Origin of the sequence: Salmonella sp. SJTUF14076 (assembly GCF_015534835.1) — a bacterium.
Taxonomy (GTDB): Bacteria; Pseudomonadota; Gammaproteobacteria; order Enterobacterales; family Enterobacteriaceae; genus Salmonella; species Salmonella enterica.
Genome location: NZ_CP064674.1, coordinates 40561 through 56043 on the forward strand (window position 1 = coordinate 40561; position 15483 = coordinate 56043).

Consider the following 15483-nt stretch of genomic DNA (forward strand, 5'->3'; position numbering starts at 1 on the left):
CGTCTCTTTACGATCAGATGATAAAGGAAAGCAGGAATGTGCCAGCCAGTGCAACGACAGATGCGATAAACGTGGCCGTCGTATAGTATTTAAACGTTTCATTCAGCGTAGCGCCGCAATACTGCTTGACCAGCCAGAACAGGGAATCGGTCACGATCGTGCAGCCAATGGCGCCGGAACCGATGGCAATAGCGATGATCTCCGGGCTAACGTCAGGATAGAGCGGCAGCATGGGCGCAACAATCGCCGTGGCGCCCATCATGGCTACCGTCGCAGAGCCGACCGCCGCGTGCAGAATCAGCGCTACCAGCCACGCCAGCAGAATCGGGTGCATATGCATATTTGAGAGGATCACCGCCAGCGTGTCCGCCAGTCCGCTACTTTTGAGAATGGCGTTGAACGCGCCGCCCGCGCCGATAATCAGCAGGATGTTCGCAATGGCGCCAAAGCCGTTTTCGGTGTGGGTAAGTAGCGCGCTCATACCCATATGCTGGCGCAGACCGAGTATGTAATACGCCACAAAGACAGCGATAAACATCGCGGTGATCGGATTACCGATAAACTCCAGCAGCGTATACAACGTGCCGTCTTTCGCCATATTCAGTTCAGCGACGGTTTTCACCAGCATCAGGCCAATCGGCAGCAGAACGGTAAACAGCGTTGCGTCCAGCGACGGCAGGGTGTTTTCGGCGCGCACTTCAAGATCCGCAAACTCTGTCGGTACGGGCTTGAACGGCAGACGATTACCCAGAAACTTTAAGAACAGCGGACCGCCGACCAATGATGCCATCAGTCCGACCAGCAGACCGTAGACAATCACCGAGCCGATATCCGCCCCCAGTTTATTTGCGACAAACAGCGCAGCCGGATGCGGCGGTACCACGCAATGGACGGCCATCAGCGCGGTACACAGCGGAATGGCCAGCTTCAGCAGCGAGGTATGGGTCTTTTTAGCGATAGAAAACGCCAGTGGGATGAGCAACACGACGCCCACTTCCACGAACAACGTGATACCGCAAATCAGCCCCACCAGTACCATGATCACGTCAGCAGAGAGCCAGCGGCAGCGCTGGAGCGTAAGCCCGATGCGTTCCGCCGCGCCGGAAACCTCCATCATTTTGCCGAGGATGGTGCCAGGACCGATAACGGCGGCCAGAAAACCGAGCGTACCGCCTATTCCGTTTTCTATCGCCGTGACCATCTCCAGCGGCCCCATGCCCATCATCGCGCCGACAAAGAAACTGGCGAGCAGTAACGCCAGGAAGGGGTGGAATTTAAACTTCACGATGGTCAATACGATTAACACGATGCTGATCAGCAGCGTGCTCACTACCCAGATTTGAGCGTGCATATCTCACCTACCCTGTGATTAATCTGTTCTTATTGGACAGAAAAACAGCACCCCCTGACAAACGATATAATTTGCCATTCACATGATGTAAATTGAATCAACTATGTGATTTCCATCTAATATTGCCTTTATTTTGCGATATGGTTCATTTTGCTTCATCTATGTGCGGATTTTTTCAGCGTGTTTTTTTACACTTCGGGAAATTAAAAGATGACTGAGGTTGCCATGGAACCCCTTCGCGATACCCGAAACCGCTTACTCAACGGCTGGCAGTTATCCAAACTCTATACTTTTGAAGTCGCGGCCAGACACCAGTCCTTTGCTCTGGCGGCAGATGAGCTGTCGTTAAGCCCAAGTGCGGTAAGCCATCGTATCAATCAACTGGAAGCCGAGTTGGGAATCCAGCTATTTGTCCGCTCTCACCGTAAAGTGGAGCTTACCCATGAAGGCAAACGGGTATTCTGGGCGCTGAAATCGTCGCTGGATACGTTGAATCAGGAAATCCTCGATATCAAAAATCAGGAACTGTCCGGCACGCTGACCGTGTATTCACGTCCCTCTATCGCCCAGTGCTGGCTGGTGCCTGCGCTGGGGGACTTTACCCGTCGCTATCCGTCAATTTCTCTCACTATGCTGACCGGCAACGATAACGTTAACCTACAGCGTGCCGGCATTGACCTGGCTATCTATTTTGACGATGCGCCGTCGGCGCAGCTCACGCACCATTTTTTAATGGATGAGGCAATTTTGCCCGTTTGCAGCCCGGATTATGCCCGTCGTTTCGCCTTGCAGGATAACCTGAATAACCTACGGCACTGTACGCTCTTACACGACAGACAGGCGTGGAGTAACGATTCTGGCACCGATGAGTGGCACAGTTGGGCGCAGCATTTTGCGGTAAATTTGCCGGATTCATCCGGCATTGGCTTCGATCGTTCTGATTTAGCGGTGATTGCCGCGATGAACCACATTGGCGTGGCGATGGGGCGTAAACGGCTGGTGCAAAAGCGTCTCGACAGCGGCGAACTGATTGCGCCTTTTGGTGACATGAGGCTGAAATGTCATCAGCATTATTATGTCACCACTCTGCCTGGCAGGCAGTGGCCGAAAATCGAGGCATTTATTCGCTGGTTGCAGGAACAGGTGTGAAGATTTATTACGCTTTGTCGCTACACCTGCCGGGAGTGAATATGCTAAATACGTGCTATCACCGTGGTAAAAATTTTAGGGGGCGTCGTGTTTAAACCGCTTATTGCCTCTCTCATGCTGACCAGCGCGGTCGTCTATGCGAAACCGATGCCTTTGACGGCGGCGCGCTATGCGCAGCAGCTTGGCGTTGGGATGGATGTTGACTGGGCGCGAACGGAACGGGGTATCCGCGAGTTTGATCCGCTGGTCGTGCGGGATTTTAAGGCAAAAGGGTTAACGCATGTCCGTATTCGTGTGGCAGGCGCGCCGACGGAAGCGCGCCTCATCCATTTGCGTAAGCTGGTAGAGGCCTGCGAATACTATGGCGTCATACCCATTATTGCCTATCAGGCGGATGCGTATAAAACCGATCCCAGCGCCAGCCATGAAAAGGAGCTGATCAACTGGTGGAGTGTGGTCGCGCGCTATTTTGGTCAGACATCCCCGCTTCTGGGGTTCGATCTCATTTATGAGCCTGCCGACAAACTTAATCATAATATGGCGTCGCTGAATCGCGTATATGACAAAACCATCCGCCTGATTCACGCCATTGACCCACAGCGGATGATTTTCGTTGCCCCCCGCATGCGCGCCGCGCCAGAGGATTTGTCGGCGCTTAAACTGCCGGCGCAAAGCCAGAACTATGTACTGGCGGAGTGGCACATCTTCCCGTGGGGACCCCTGAAAAGCGGCGGTAAATATCCGTGGACGTCAGGCACGGCGGCGGAAAAAGCGGCGATTCGGGCACGGATTAATGCCGCGGTTCGCTGGCAGCATAAGACCGGCCATGCAAGCTGGGTGGGCGGATGGGCGCCGGGAGAGTCGATAAAAATGACGCCGGTCGCTTCACAGTTCGCGTTTGCCCGTTTTATGGCCTGCGAGCTGAAAAAAGCGCATATCCCGTATGCGATAAACGCGGACACTCAGTTTTATGACGGCGAAGAAGGAGCGTGGCGTCCGGCGCAGGAGCCCCTGCTCAATGCGATGATCGCGCCGGAATGTGAAACGCCCGGCAAAAAGCCGGGCGAGGGGAACGTTAAACCGTCTGCCCCTGATGCGATATCCGTGACGCCAGCGGCAGCCAGCACGCCAGGATCAGCAATCCCATAAGGGTCATCAGCAATCCCAGACTGCCCTGACCGGTTTGCGGCAGCATTGCCGAAAGCCACGCCAGTACGCCGGAACCAATATTTTGCAGCCCGCCGACCAGCGCGCCAGCGGTGCCTGCGAGGAACGGAAACGGCTCCATCGCGCCGCTGGTGGCCAGTGGAAATAACATCCCGGCGCCGAAGAAAAACAGCGCAGCGGGGATGAGTAGCGTCCAGACGTTCATCACGCCAAACCAGCCGGGAATCCACATCATAAGGCCTGCCAGCAGACAGCAAATAACTGACTGCCACATCAGGGTTGAGAAGCGTTTATTCGGGCGTCCGGCAAACCAGGCGCCGAAGAACGCCGCCGGAATCGGCAGAATAAACAGAATGCTTACCACCATACTGCTGAGACCTAATACTGCCCCCATCAGCACGCCGGAACAGGCTTCAAAGACCGCAATGCCAGCCAGCCCGCCGATTAGCATCAGCAGGTAACAGTTAAATGCGCCGTTACCAAACAGCGTTTTATAGCTGGCGATCAGCCGTGTGCGCGGCGCGCCGGCGGGGCGGGTTTCCGGCATCCAGCGCGCCATGCTGAAGGTGACGCCAGCGCAAAGCACCAGCAGGAAAGCGTAACACGCGCGCCAGTTCCACAGGGTATCCAGCAGGCCGCCAATCAGCGGCGCTAACAGCGGGCTGACCAGAATCCCCATATTTAACAGGCTATTGGCGTGACGAAGTTGCGTTCCTTCATACAGATCGCGCGGGAGCGTTCTCGCCATTACTCCGCCAACGCCGGTTCCCATCCCTTGCATGGCGCTGGCGGCAATCAACACCGTCAAACTATGCGTGGTCATGGCGAACAGGGTCGCTACCATAAAAATAGACATGCCGACGAGGATTACGGGGCGGCGCCCAACCCGGTCGGAAAGCGGGCCGTAAAACAGTTGCGAGACGCCGTAGGTCAGGAGGTAAGCAGCCATTACGCTCTGGACGGCGCCTTCCCGGACGTTTAGCGCTTGTGCCATATCGGCGATGGCGGGAATATAAATGGTTTGCGCCATCTGCCCTACGGCCACCAGTAACACCAACATCAACAACAAATTGACGTTTCTCTGCCTTTTCATTTCGCTGATTACTTTTCAAAAAAAGAAAAAATAAGAATAACTTGCTGCGCATTCCCATAAATGCGAGAGGAATCTATCACACCAGAAAAAGAAGGCCAGACAGCAACCAGCAATGGCAGACGAAGGAACGGCAGGATATGTAAACAAAAGCGGCAACAAATGTTGCCGAGAATGTGTTACGTCTGCGGCTGTCATTGGGCGATCATGACAGACGGAGTAAAATCGCCCCGAGGGCAATCCCGCCAGCCGCCACCAGACGTAGCCCGGCCACTTTCTCTTTAAGCAACAGCCAGGCTATCAGCGCGCCGAATAAAATCGACGTCTCACGCAGCGCGGCGACCACCGCCAGCGGCGCCTGGGTCATGGCCCATAGCGCCAGCCCATAAGATCCCATAGTGCCAATCCCGCCCAAAATGCCTTTTTTCCACTGTTGCGCCAGATAACGCGACGCTTCCCGCCGCCGCGCAATCATCGCCCAGGTTAACAGGCAGGCGCCGTTGAGAAAAAATGACCATAGCGTATAGCCCAGCGCCGTTTCGGAGAGTCTTACGCCGGTCCCGTCCACCAGCGTATATCCGGCAATAAAACAGGCGTTAGTTAATGCCAGCACGACACCACGTTGAGAACTGGCGCGGCCATTACAGGCCATCCCAAGTATCGCCATGCAGATCACTGCGATGCCGACCCAGGCCATCGACGACAGGCTGTCGCCAAGAAACAGAACGCTAATGAGCGCCACCAGCAGCGGCGCGGTGCCGCGCATAAGAGGATAGGTCTGGCTCATGTCCGAGACCTGATAGGTTTTCGCCACCAGGACGGTATACACCACCTGGAGCGCGGTAGAGGCCGCTAAAAAAGGGATACTGGCGTGAGCTGGCTGCGGCGAGAAGGGCAAAAGGATCAATGCCATGACCGCCGCGGAACCGCTGACGCCGATCGCGGCGTAGAGCTTATCGTTTCCCGCTTTGACAATGGCGTTCCAGCTGGCATGTAGCAGCGCGGCGAACAGCAAAATGCAGAAAACGGAAAGGGTCATAGCGTCAGGCGTCGTTGAGGGTGTCATAAAAACGTAACATACCCGGGAAGCGAAAGACCAGCGGATAAGGTGAAAGGGGAGCGGTTGCCCGCTCCCCTTCGGTGCGGCTTGAATCTGAATTACTTAAGGTATTTCAGAACAGCATCAAGCAGTTGCAGTGCTGCAACAATGAGTTTCAGGATAAGAATGGTGATATCCACTACGCTCATACGCGTCTCCTGTGGTTAAGGAGCACTGCCAGCCGACGTACCTTTCCGCTGCCTGTTGCCAGCTGTTGCGCACGCGATCCCTTTTGCGAGGAATAGTGTGCGTGTTGACATAACACAGTGTGCTCACGAGGGGGTTAAGGCGCTGACGGCACCACCCGTTTCAGCCAGGACTTCGTTGCGCCGGTTTACGATGCGGCCCCCGCATAACACATTGTGTCAAAGACATTATAGTTAAGTACTGTATAAATGAACAGTAATTTATAGACAGAACGGAGCTTCTGATCCATACTCAAATTCATCAAAATTCGCGCCGAAATTGCGCGTTCTGCACAGAACGCGTATACTTCTGCTGTTGACATAACACAGTGTGCTTCGCGGCTACCACCCGCATTACGCTGTAAGAACCTCGCTTCGGCGAGGTTTTTTGTTTTCCGGCATTGTGAAACGCGTGATCATCAATCCCGGCGATTACCGGAGGGCGCTACGCTTATCACGCCTATACTCAAAGCGTGTAAATTCGTAGAAAAATGTGATCGCTGACGCATTTTTGTGCAGATGAAAATTTTTCCGTTGTCATGCTGAAAGCGCTGTGCTTGTATAAAACGTGTTAATAACAAACAGACAAGGCCCCTAATGAACCCTTCCATGCTGAACGCGACCCTACTAACAACTGCGCCATCTCGCGCAGTGGTCGTCGTGCGTGTGGTGGTGGTCGTCGGCAATGCGCCGTAGGGTCCGGAACACACACGATTCCAAAACCCCGCCGGCGCAAACCGGGCGGGGTTTTTTGTTTAAGACACCTTCCCGGAACGTCGGCTCAGAATAAAAGGAATGGAGCATGGCAAGTTCGGGCACAACATCTACACCTCAGCGCTTTACGGGCGCGGAATTTATAGTTCATTTTCTGGAGCGCCAGGGGATTCGTATCGTCACCGGCATTCCCGGCGGTTCGATCCTCCCCGTTTACGACGCGTTAAGCCAAAGCACGCAAATCCGTCATATTCTGGCGCGCCACGAACAAGGCGCGGGGTTTATTGCGCAGGGGATGGCGCGAACGGAGGGTAAACCTGCTGTTTGTATGGCCTGTAGCGGGCCGGGCGCGACCAATCTGGTCACGGCCATTGCCGATGCGCGCCTGGATTCCATTCCGTTAATCTGCATTACCGGGCAAGTTCCGGCGTCCATGATCGGTACTGACGCGTTTCAGGAAGTGGATACCTACGGTATCTCTATCCCCATCACCAAGCACAACTATCTGGTCAGAAATATCAACGAGCTGCCTCAGGTGATGAGCGATGCTTTTCGTCTGGCGCAGTCGGGGCGTCCCGGCCCGGTGTGGATAGACGTTCCTAAAGATGTGCAGACGGCGACAATTGAGCTGGATGCGTTGCCGTCGCCGGCGGAAAAATCACCCCCGCCGGAGTTTAGCGCGGAGAGTATCCGCGAGGCCGCCGCAATGATTAACGCGGCGAAGCGTCCGGTGCTGTATCTGGGCGGCGGCGTGATCAATGCGCCGACACGCGTGCGCGAACTGGCGGAAAAAGCGCAACTGCCGACGACAATGACCTTAATGGCGCTGGGAATGCTGCCTAAGGCGCATCCGCTGTCGTTAGGAATGCTGGGGATGCACGGCGCGCGCAGTACCAATTTTATTCTGCAAGAGGCCGATTTACTGATTGTTCTGGGCGCGCGTTTTGATGACCGGGCGATTGGCAAAACGGAGCAGTTTTGTCCGAACGCCAAAATCATCCATGTGGATATCGATCGCGCCGAGTTAGGCAAAATTAAGCAGCCGCATGTGGCTATTCAGGCGGATGTCGATGATGTACTGGCACAGTTAATTCCCCATATCGAGGCACAGCCGCGGGAAGCATGGCATCAGTTGGTGGCGGACTTGCAGCAAGAATTCCCTTGCAGTATTCCCCAGGAAAATAACCCGCTTAGTCACTATGGGCTGATTAATGCGGTCGCCGCCTGTGTGGACGACAACGCGATTATTACCACTGACGTAGGTCAGCATCAGATGTGGACCGCGCAGGCTTATCCGCTCAACCGTCCGCGTCAGTGGCTGACTTCCGGCGGGCTGGGCACCATGGGGTTTGGTCTGCCCGCGGCGATTGGCGCGGCGCTGGCGAATCCGGGCAACAAGGTGCTGTGTTTTTCCGGCGACGGTAGTTTGATGATGAATATTCAGGAGATGGCTACCGCCAGTGAAAACCAGTTGGATGTGAAAATCATCCTGATGAATAACGACGCGCTGGGACTGGTACATCAGCAACAGAGTCTGTTCTATAAACAGGGCGTTTTTGCGGCGACCTATCCGGGAAGCATCAACTTTATGCAGATTGCCGCCGGGTTTGGTCTGGACACCTGTGATTTGAATAACGAAGCCGATCCGCAGGCGGCGTTGCAGGCTATCATTCGTCGTCCTGGACCGGCGTTGATCCATGTGCGCATTGATGCAGAAGAAAAAGTGTATCCGATGGTGCCGCCGGGCGCGGCAAATACAGAGATGGTGGGGGAATAAGCCATGCAGAAACAATCACATGATAACGTTATTCTGGAGCTGACCGTTCGCAACCATCCTGGCGTGATGACCCACGTCTGCGGGCTGTTCGCCCGACGCGCTTTCAACGTTGAGGGTATTCTCTGTTTATCGATTCAGGGTAGCGATCAGAGCCGCATCTGGCTTCTGGTCAATGACGATCAGCGGCTTGAACAGATGATCAGTCAGATCGATAAACTGGAAGACGTGGCGAAGGTGGTACGAAACCAGTCCGATCCCACCATGTTCAATAAAATTGCCGTCTTTTTTGAGTAAGTTATTCACTTTCCGAATCAGGCGTGATGACTTTGACGGAACCATTCCGACAGTGAACGGCATAATCTGTCGGTAATGGGCGATCGCTAATCAGGACATCAAAGGCAGAAAGCGGACCAATGCTGGCAGGCGCGACCTCATCAAACAGGGCGTGACGCGCCAGCAAAATTTTGCGCAGACCGCGCTCCATCGCTTTACGTTTGGCGGCAAGATCATCCGGGTTAAACCAGCTCACGCCAAAATGTTCATGTACGCCGCTGGCGGAAATAAACACTTTGCGCGGATTGAGCGAATCCAGCGCCGAAGGATTATTGGCATCATAAAAGGCATCGCTCTTGGCCCGATAGGTGCCGCCGCACAGAATCGCCGTGGCATTAGGCTTTTCATTCAGCGCGATAAATACCCGATGCGAGTAGCAAATCCCGGTAAAGGTAATATCATCCGGTATCATGCTGATAACTAATGGCATTTCCGGACCGTTATCAAAAAAAACCAGATCGTTTTCACGCACCAGGCCGGCGGCCAGGATCGCAACGGGAAGGTCGTCCCGATGATGCGTCTTTTTCGCTGGCAGCGGCATATTGGTTGAAGACGTAGGCTTATTTACCATGACGATATAGCCGCCGAGCAGCGTCAGCGGTAAAGGGTCATCATCCTGGCTGAGATCGCGGCGAATGGTCATCACCGAAACTTCCAGCATCCGCGCGGCGTCTTTCAGATGGATTCGATCGGTCTTTTTCAGTAACTCCATCAAGCGTCGGATACGTTCTTTTTGCTTGGTCTCCATTCACCCTCTCCGCAAATCATGTTGTTATGTTCCATCAGTAACATTTATGTGTTTCTGAGAACATTACAGTGTGGCACTACTATACGTCCGGCCGTCAGGAAATAAAAGTGGGTTTATTCGCGTTTTATAACAATAAATAGTTAATTTTCAGTAAATTGTAACCCTAAAAATGATTTAATGCGCGTATGTTCCGCCAGGGATTGTTCACGAAGTAAATGGCAAAATGATCCTCTAATCGCGATCATAATCACAAATGATACGGAAGTAACATGATAATGTTATTTTAATATCATTGTCGTGTGACGATTTCTGAGAGGGAGTAAAATGGATATCGCGGTTATTGGCTCTAACATGGTGGACCTTATCACCTACACCAACCAGATGCCCAAAGAAGGGGAAACGCTGGAAGCGCCGGCGTTTAAAATCGGCTGCGGCGGAAAAGGGGCGAACCAGGCCGTGGCGGCCGCTAAGCTCAATTCAAAAGTATTGATGTTGACCAAAGTGGGCGACGATATTTTTGCCGACAACACCATTCGTAATCTCGAATCCTGGGGGATCAATACGACGTATGTAGAAAAAGTACCGTGTACCAGCAGTGGCGTAGCGCCGATTTTCGTCAACGCCAACTCCAGCAACAGCATTCTGATCATCAAAGGCGCCAACAAGTTTCTCTCGCCGGAAGATATCGATCGCGCGGCGGAAGATTTAAAAAAATGCCAGCTTATTGTTCTGCAACTGGAAGTTCAGCTTGAAACGGTTTATCACGCAATAGAATTTGGCAAGAAACATGGGATTGAAGTGTTATTAAACCCTGCGCCAGCATTACGGGAATTAGATATGTCTTATGCCTGTAAATGCGATTTCTTTGTACCCAATGAAACCGAGCTGGAAATATTAACCGGTATGCCAGTGGATACCTATGACCATATTCGCGCAGCGGCACGTTCGCTGGTAGATAAAGGGCTGAACAATATTATCGTCACCATGGGTGAGAAAGGCGCGCTGTGGATGACGCGTGACCAGGAAGTCCATGTCCCGGCGTTTAGAGTGAGCGCTGTTGATACCAGCGGCGCGGGCGATGCCTTTATCGGCTGTTTCGCGCATTATTATGTCCAGAGCGGGGATGTGGAAGCCGCCATGAAAAAAGCCGTCCTCTTTGCCGCTTTCAGCGTCACCGGGAAAGGCACCCAATCCTCTTATCCAAGCATTGAGCAATTTAATGAGTATCTTTCGTTGAACGAATAACAATCACCCTGCACTGTTAAAGGTAGCACTATGAACGATAAAAACATCGTTCAGATGCCCGACGGGTATCTGAATAAGACACCTCTGTTCCAGTTTATTTTGTTATCCTGTTTATTCCCATTATGGGGATGCGCAGCCGCGTTAAATGATATTCTGATTACGCAATTTAAAAGTGTATTTTCGCTGAGCAACTTTGCTTCGGCATTAGTACAAAGCGCCTTTTATGGCGGTTATTTTTTAATTGCTATTCCGGCCTCGCTGGTCATTAAAAAAACCAGTTATAAAGTGGCGATACTTATCGGCCTGACGCTATACATTGTCGGCTGTACGCTCTTTTTTCCGGCGTCGCACATGGCGACCTACACCATGTTCCTCGCGGCGATTTTCGCCATTGCGATTGGCCTGAGTTTCCTGGAAACGGCGGCGAATACCTACAGTTCGATGATCGGGCCGAAAGCCTACGCCACGCTGCGGCTGAATATCAGCCAGACCTTTTATCCGATCGGCGCGGCGGCAGGCATTTTATTGGGTAAATATCTGGTCTTTTCCGAAGGGGAAAGCCTGGAAAAACAGATGGCGGGCATGAATGCCGAGCAAGTCCACAACTTCAAGGTGCTGATGCTGGAAAACACTCTGGAACCCTATAAGTACATGATTATGGTTCTGGTAGTGGTGATGGTACTGTTCCTGCTGACGCGTTTCCCGACCTGTAAAGTCGCGCAAACCGCGAGTCATAAACGCCCCTCGGCGCTGGATACGTTACGCTATCTCGCCAGCAACGCCCGTTTCCGTCGCGGTATTGTGGCGCAGTTCCTGTATGTGGGAATGCAGGTGGCGGTCTGGTCGTTCACTATCCGTCTGGCGCTGGAGTTAGGCGATATCAATGAGCGCGATGCCTCAACCTTTATGGTCTACAGCTTCGCCTGCTTTTTTATCGGCAAGTTTATCGCCAACATTCTGATGACACGCTTTAACCCGGAAAAAGTCCTGATCCTTTACTCTGTGATCGGCGCGCTGTTCCTGGCCTATGTGGCGCTGGCGCCCAGCTTTAGCGCGGTATACGTGGCGGTGCTGGTCAGTGTTCTGTTTGGCCCCTGCTGGGCGACCATTTATGCCGGAACGCTCGATACCGTCGATAACGAACATACCGAAATGGCGGGGGCGGTCATCGTGATGGCGATTGTCGGCGCGGCGGTGGTTCCTGCGATTCAGGGTTATGTGGCGGACATGTTCCACTCGCTACAGCTCTCATTCCTGGTTTCCATGCTGTGCTTTGTTTACGTTGGCGTTTACTTCTGGCGCGAAAGCAAAGTGCGCGGCAACCTGGCTGAAGTCGCCGCGTCCTGAGGAGATCAACCATGACAACACGTATTACATTATGGCGGGAGCTTTTTAGCGAGCAGCCGCGTATCTTGCTGGAAAATGATGATGTTACGGTTACGGCGTTTCGTTACGCCAGCGGCGTGGAAGGACTGAAAATACAAAACAGCCGCGGTCATCTGGTGATTCTGCCCTGGATGGGGCAGATGATTTGGGACGCGCAGTTTGACGGTCATGATCTGACTATGCGCAACATGTTCCGCCAGCCGAAGCCGGCTGCGGAAGTGGTGGCAACGTATGGTTGCTTTGCTTTCCATTCCGGACTATTGGCGAATGGCTGCCCGTCGCCGGAAGATACACATCCGCTGCACGGCGAGATGCCCTGCGCTGCCATGGACGACGCCTGGCTGGAGTTAGAGGGCGACAGTCTGCGCGTGACCGGTCGCTACGAGTATGTGATGGGGTTCGGTCATCATTATCAGGCGCAACCTGCGGTGGTAATGCGTAAATCAAGCGCGCTGTTTGATATTCAGATGACCGTGACTAACCTGGCTTCAGTCGCCATGCCGCTACAGTACATGTGCCACATGAACTATGCCTATGTGCCGAACGCCACGTTCCGCCAGAATATCCCGGATACCGCGCTGAAGCTACGCGAGTCGGTGCCAGCGCATGTCAAACCCACGGCGCAGTGGCTGGCGTTTAATCAACGACTTTTGCAGGGTGAAGCCTCGCTGGCAACGCTCAACGAGCCTGGCTTTTACGACCCGGAAATCGTGTTCTTCGCCGATGAACTGGACAAGTACACGAATACCCCGGAATTCAGTATGATCGCCCCGGATGGCACCACGTTCGTGACACGTTTCGCCAGCGCGGAGCTGAATTACGTGACCCGCTGGATTCTTTATAACGGCGATCAGCAGGTTGCCGCCTTTGCCCTGCCCGCGACCTGTCGGCCTGAAGGTTTTCTCGCGGCGCAGCGAAATGGAACCTTGCTTCAACTGGAACCGCAGCAAACCCGGACGTTCACCGTCACGACAGGCATTGTCTGACCGCTCAAGGCTTGAACACCCAGGCACTTATCGTTAAGGTAAGTGTTTTTGCCGGATGGCGGCATTAATGCCTTATCCGGCCTACAACGGCACCTGCCCGTAGGCCTGATAAGTGCAGCGCCATCAGGCATGTCTTAGCGCCAGGATGAACCCATGATTACCGTTGCCCTTATCGACGACCACCTTATCGTCCGCTCCGGCTTTGCACAGCTACTGGGGCTGGAACCTGATTTGCAGGTGGTCGCCGAATTTGGTTCCGGGCGCGAAGCGTTGGCAGGCTTACCGGGGCGCGGCGTACAGGTGTGTATCTGCGATATCTCAATGCCGGATATTTCCGGACTGGAGCTGCTAAGCCAACTGCCAAAAGGGATGGCGACGATCATGCTCTCGGTTCACGATAGCCCGGCGCTGGTGGAACAGGCGTTGAACGCCGGCGCGCGCGGTTTTCTCTCTAAACGCTGTAGTCCGGATGAGCTGATCGCCGCGGTGCATACGGTGGCGACGGGCGGCTGCTATTTGACCCCCGATATTGCCGTGAAACTGGCGGCGGGTCGGCAAGATCCGCTGACCAAACGCGAGCGTCAGGTGGCGGAAAAACTCGCCCAGGGTATGGCGGTAAAAGAGATTGCCGCCGAGCTGGGGTTGTCGCCAAAAACGGTGCATGTCCATCGCGCGAATCTGCTGGAAAAATTAGGCGTCAGCAATGACGTTGAACTGGCGCATCGCATGTTTGATGGTTGGTAATGAACACCTTTTTTTCCCGTTTAATCACCGTTGTTGCCTGCTTTTTTATTTTCTCCGCCGCGTGGTTCTGCCTGTGGAGTATCAGCCTGCATCTGGTAGAGCGCCCGGAGCTGGCGGCGCTACTCTTTCCCTTCGGCCTGCGCCTGGGACTTATGCTGCAATGTCCGCGCGGATACTGGCCAGTATTGCTGGGCGCGGAGTGGCTGCTGGTGTACTGGTTAGCGCAGGAAGTTGCGCTGGCCCATCTGCCGCTTTTGATGATCGGTAGTGTGTTGACGCTACTGCCCGTGGCGCTGACTTCGCGTTACCGCCATCAGCGCGACTGGCGCACGTTATTGCTTCAGGGCGCGGCCCTCACCGCCGCGGCGCTACTGCAATCCCTGCCCTGGCTGGGGCAGGGGGAAGCGGCATGGAACGCGCTACTGCTGACCCTCACGGGTGGTCTGACACTGGCCCCCATCTGCCTGGTTTTCTGGCACTATCTCACCAGCACTACCTGGCTGCCGCTGGGACCATCGCTGGTATCGCAGCCGGTAAACTGGCGCGGGCGGCATCTGATCTGGTATCTGCTGCTGTTTATCGTCAGTCTGTGGCTGCAACTGGGGTTACCTGCTGAACTTTCGCGCTTCACGCCGTTCTGCCTGGCGTTGCCGATTATCGCGCTCGCCTGGCATTATGGCTGGCAGGGCGCGCTCATTGCCACACTGATGAACGCTATCGCGCTGATCGCCAGCCAGACCTGGCACGATCATCCCGTCGATTTATTACTTTCGCTGTTGGCGCAAAGCCTGACCGGGCTACTGCTTGGCGCGGGCATTCAGCGTCTGCGCGAGCTGAACCAGTCGTTGCAAAAGGAGCTGGCGCGCAACCATCGGCTGGCGGAGCGTCTTCTGGAGACCGAAGAGAGCGTGCGGCGCGATGTTGCGCGTGAGCTGCACGATGACATCGGACAGACCATCACCGCGATTCGTACCCAGGCGGGCATTGTGCAACGACTGGCGGCGGATAACGGCGGCGTGAAGCAGAGCGGGCAACTTATCGAGCAGCTTTCGCTGGGTGTGTATGACGCCGTGCGTCGCCTGCTGGGGCGCTTGCGCCCGCGTCAGCTAGACGACTTAACGCTGGCGCAGGCCATCCGTTCGTTGCTGCGCGAAATGGAGCTGGAAAGCCGCGGTATTGTCAGTCACCTCGACTGGCGAATTGACGAAACGGCGCTGAGTGAAAGTCAGCGCGTGACGCTGTTTCGCGTCTGTCAGGAAGGGCTGAATAACATCGTAAAACATGCCAATGCCAGCGCGGTGACGCTCCAGGGCTGGCAGCAGGATGAGCGGCTGATGCTGGTGATTGAGGATGACGGCAGCGGCCTGCCGCCGGGCTCTCACCAGCAGGGCTTCGGCCTGACCGGAATGCGCGAACGTGTGTCGGCGCTCGGCGGGACGCTAACCATCTCTTGTACCCACGGTACGCGGGTGAGCGTCTCGTTGCCCCAGCGTTACGTTTAAGGAAGGA

General features: G+C 54.5%; 15 protein-coding genes and 1 pseudogene. 10 read left to right on the top strand and 6 right to left on the bottom strand.

Translation table 11 applies throughout. The features are described from left to right. Nucleotides 1-13: 13 nt before the first annotated feature. Nucleotides 14-1351: a D-serine transporter DsdX gene (dsdX, locus tag HU143_RS00190; RefSeq protein WP_064441634.1), complete on the bottom strand. Its 1338-nt coding sequence runs from the start codon at nucleotides 1349-1351 to the stop codon at nucleotides 14-16. 225 nt (nucleotides 1352-1576) lie between these two features. Between dsdX and dsdC the strand changes: the two genes are divergently transcribed. Then, nucleotides 1577-2500, top strand: coding sequence for a DNA-binding transcriptional regulator DsdC (gene dsdC / locus HU143_RS00195; protein ID WP_001541637.1), 924 nt, complete (start codon nucleotides 1577-1579; stop codon nucleotides 2498-2500). A 63-nt stretch (nucleotides 2501-2563) separates the two neighbouring features. After that, nucleotides 2564-3649 carry a cellulase family glycosylhydrolase gene (locus HU143_RS00200; RefSeq protein ID WP_000238924.1) on the top strand — a complete coding sequence of 362 codons (1086 nt, stop codon included), beginning with the start codon at nucleotides 2564-2566 and terminating at the stop codon, nucleotides 3647-3649. Here the strand turns inward: HU143_RS00200 and emrD are convergent. The 4 genes and pseudogenes from emrD to HU143_RS00220 all read right to left on the bottom strand — a co-directional run bounded on the left by emrD (nucleotide 3576) and on the right by HU143_RS00220 (nucleotide 6116). Further along, entirely contained in the window at nucleotides 3576-4760 is a 1185-nt protein-coding gene (emrD, locus tag HU143_RS00205) for a multidrug efflux MFS transporter EmrD (RefSeq protein ID WP_000828737.1), read from the bottom strand. The two genes, HU143_RS00200 and emrD, sit on opposite strands and share 74 nt — an antisense overlap. A 202-nt stretch (nucleotides 4761-4962) precedes the next feature. After that, complete coding sequence (locus tag HU143_RS00210) at nucleotides 4963-5823, bottom strand: DMT family transporter (protein ID WP_020437762.1); 861 nt, start codon at nucleotides 5821-5823, stop codon at nucleotides 4963-4965. 92 nt (nucleotides 5824-5915) lie between these two features. Continuing rightward, nucleotides 5916-6005 carry a type I toxin-antitoxin system toxin TisB gene (tisB, locus tag HU143_RS00215; RefSeq protein WP_000117642.1) on the bottom strand — a complete coding sequence of 30 codons (90 nt, stop codon included), beginning with the start codon at nucleotides 6003-6005 and terminating at the stop codon, nucleotides 5916-5918. Continuing rightward, a pseudogene (locus HU143_RS00220) lies at nucleotides 6002-6116 on the bottom strand (hypothetical protein). The gene tisB and the pseudogene HU143_RS00220 overlap by 4 nt, the downstream one beginning before the upstream one ends. Nucleotides 6117-6638: 522 nt before the next feature. Here HU143_RS00220 and ivbL point away from each other — a divergent pair. The 3 genes from ivbL (at nucleotide 6639) to ilvN (ending at nucleotide 8826) form a co-directional block, all read left to right on the top strand. Then, entirely contained in the window at nucleotides 6639-6737 is a 99-nt protein-coding gene (gene ivbL / locus HU143_RS00225; RefSeq protein WP_001541152.1) for an ilvB operon leader peptide IvbL, read from the top strand. A gap of 106 nt (nucleotides 6738-6843) precedes the next feature. Then, complete coding sequence (gene ilvB, locus HU143_RS00230; protein ID WP_000168439.1) at nucleotides 6844-8532, top strand: acetolactate synthase large subunit; 1689 nt, start codon at nucleotides 6844-6846, stop codon at nucleotides 8530-8532. 3 nt (nucleotides 8533-8535) lie between these two features. Beyond that, a complete protein-coding gene (ilvN, locus tag HU143_RS00235; protein ID WP_023227700.1) occupies nucleotides 8536-8826 on the top strand; it encodes an acetolactate synthase small subunit in 291 nt (96 codons plus the stop codon). A gap of 1 nt (nucleotide 8827) precedes the next feature. Here ilvN and HU143_RS00240 read toward each other — a convergent pair whose 3' ends face one another. Further along, nucleotides 8828-9613 carry a DeoR family transcriptional regulator gene (locus tag HU143_RS00240; protein ID WP_000448642.1) on the bottom strand — a complete coding sequence of 262 codons (786 nt, stop codon included), beginning with the start codon at nucleotides 9611-9613 and terminating at the stop codon, nucleotides 8828-8830. A 324-nt stretch (nucleotides 9614-9937) separates the two neighbouring features. Here HU143_RS00240 and rbsK point away from each other — a divergent pair, with 324 nt between their 5' ends. The 5 genes from rbsK to uhpB all read left to right on the top strand — a co-directional run bounded on the left by rbsK (nucleotide 9938) and on the right by uhpB (nucleotide 15476). Further along, entirely contained in the window at nucleotides 9938-10858 is a 921-nt protein-coding gene (gene rbsK, locus HU143_RS00245; RefSeq protein ID WP_023227699.1) for a ribokinase, read from the top strand. 30 nt (nucleotides 10859-10888) lie between these two features. Beyond that, nucleotides 10889-12205, top strand: coding sequence for an L-fucose:H+ symporter permease (gene fucP / locus HU143_RS00250; RefSeq protein ID WP_000998359.1), 1317 nt, complete (start codon nucleotides 10889-10891; stop codon nucleotides 12203-12205). Between the two features lie 11 nt (nucleotides 12206-12216). Next, nucleotides 12217-13230: an aldose 1-epimerase family protein gene (locus HU143_RS00255; RefSeq protein WP_023227698.1), complete on the top strand. Its 1014-nt coding sequence runs from the start codon at nucleotides 12217-12219 to the stop codon at nucleotides 13228-13230. 153 nt (nucleotides 13231-13383) lie between these two features. Continuing rightward, nucleotides 13384-13974 carry a transcriptional regulator UhpA gene (uhpA, locus tag HU143_RS00260; protein WP_000633672.1) on the top strand — a complete coding sequence of 197 codons (591 nt, stop codon included), beginning with the start codon at nucleotides 13384-13386 and terminating at the stop codon, nucleotides 13972-13974. Further along, complete coding sequence (gene uhpB, locus HU143_RS00265; protein ID WP_001091262.1) at nucleotides 13974-15476, top strand: signal transduction histidine-protein kinase/phosphatase UhpB; 1503 nt, start codon at nucleotides 13974-13976, stop codon at nucleotides 15474-15476. The genes uhpA and uhpB overlap by 1 nt, the downstream gene beginning before the upstream one ends. The last annotated feature ends 7 nt before the right edge of the window (nucleotides 15477-15483 follow it).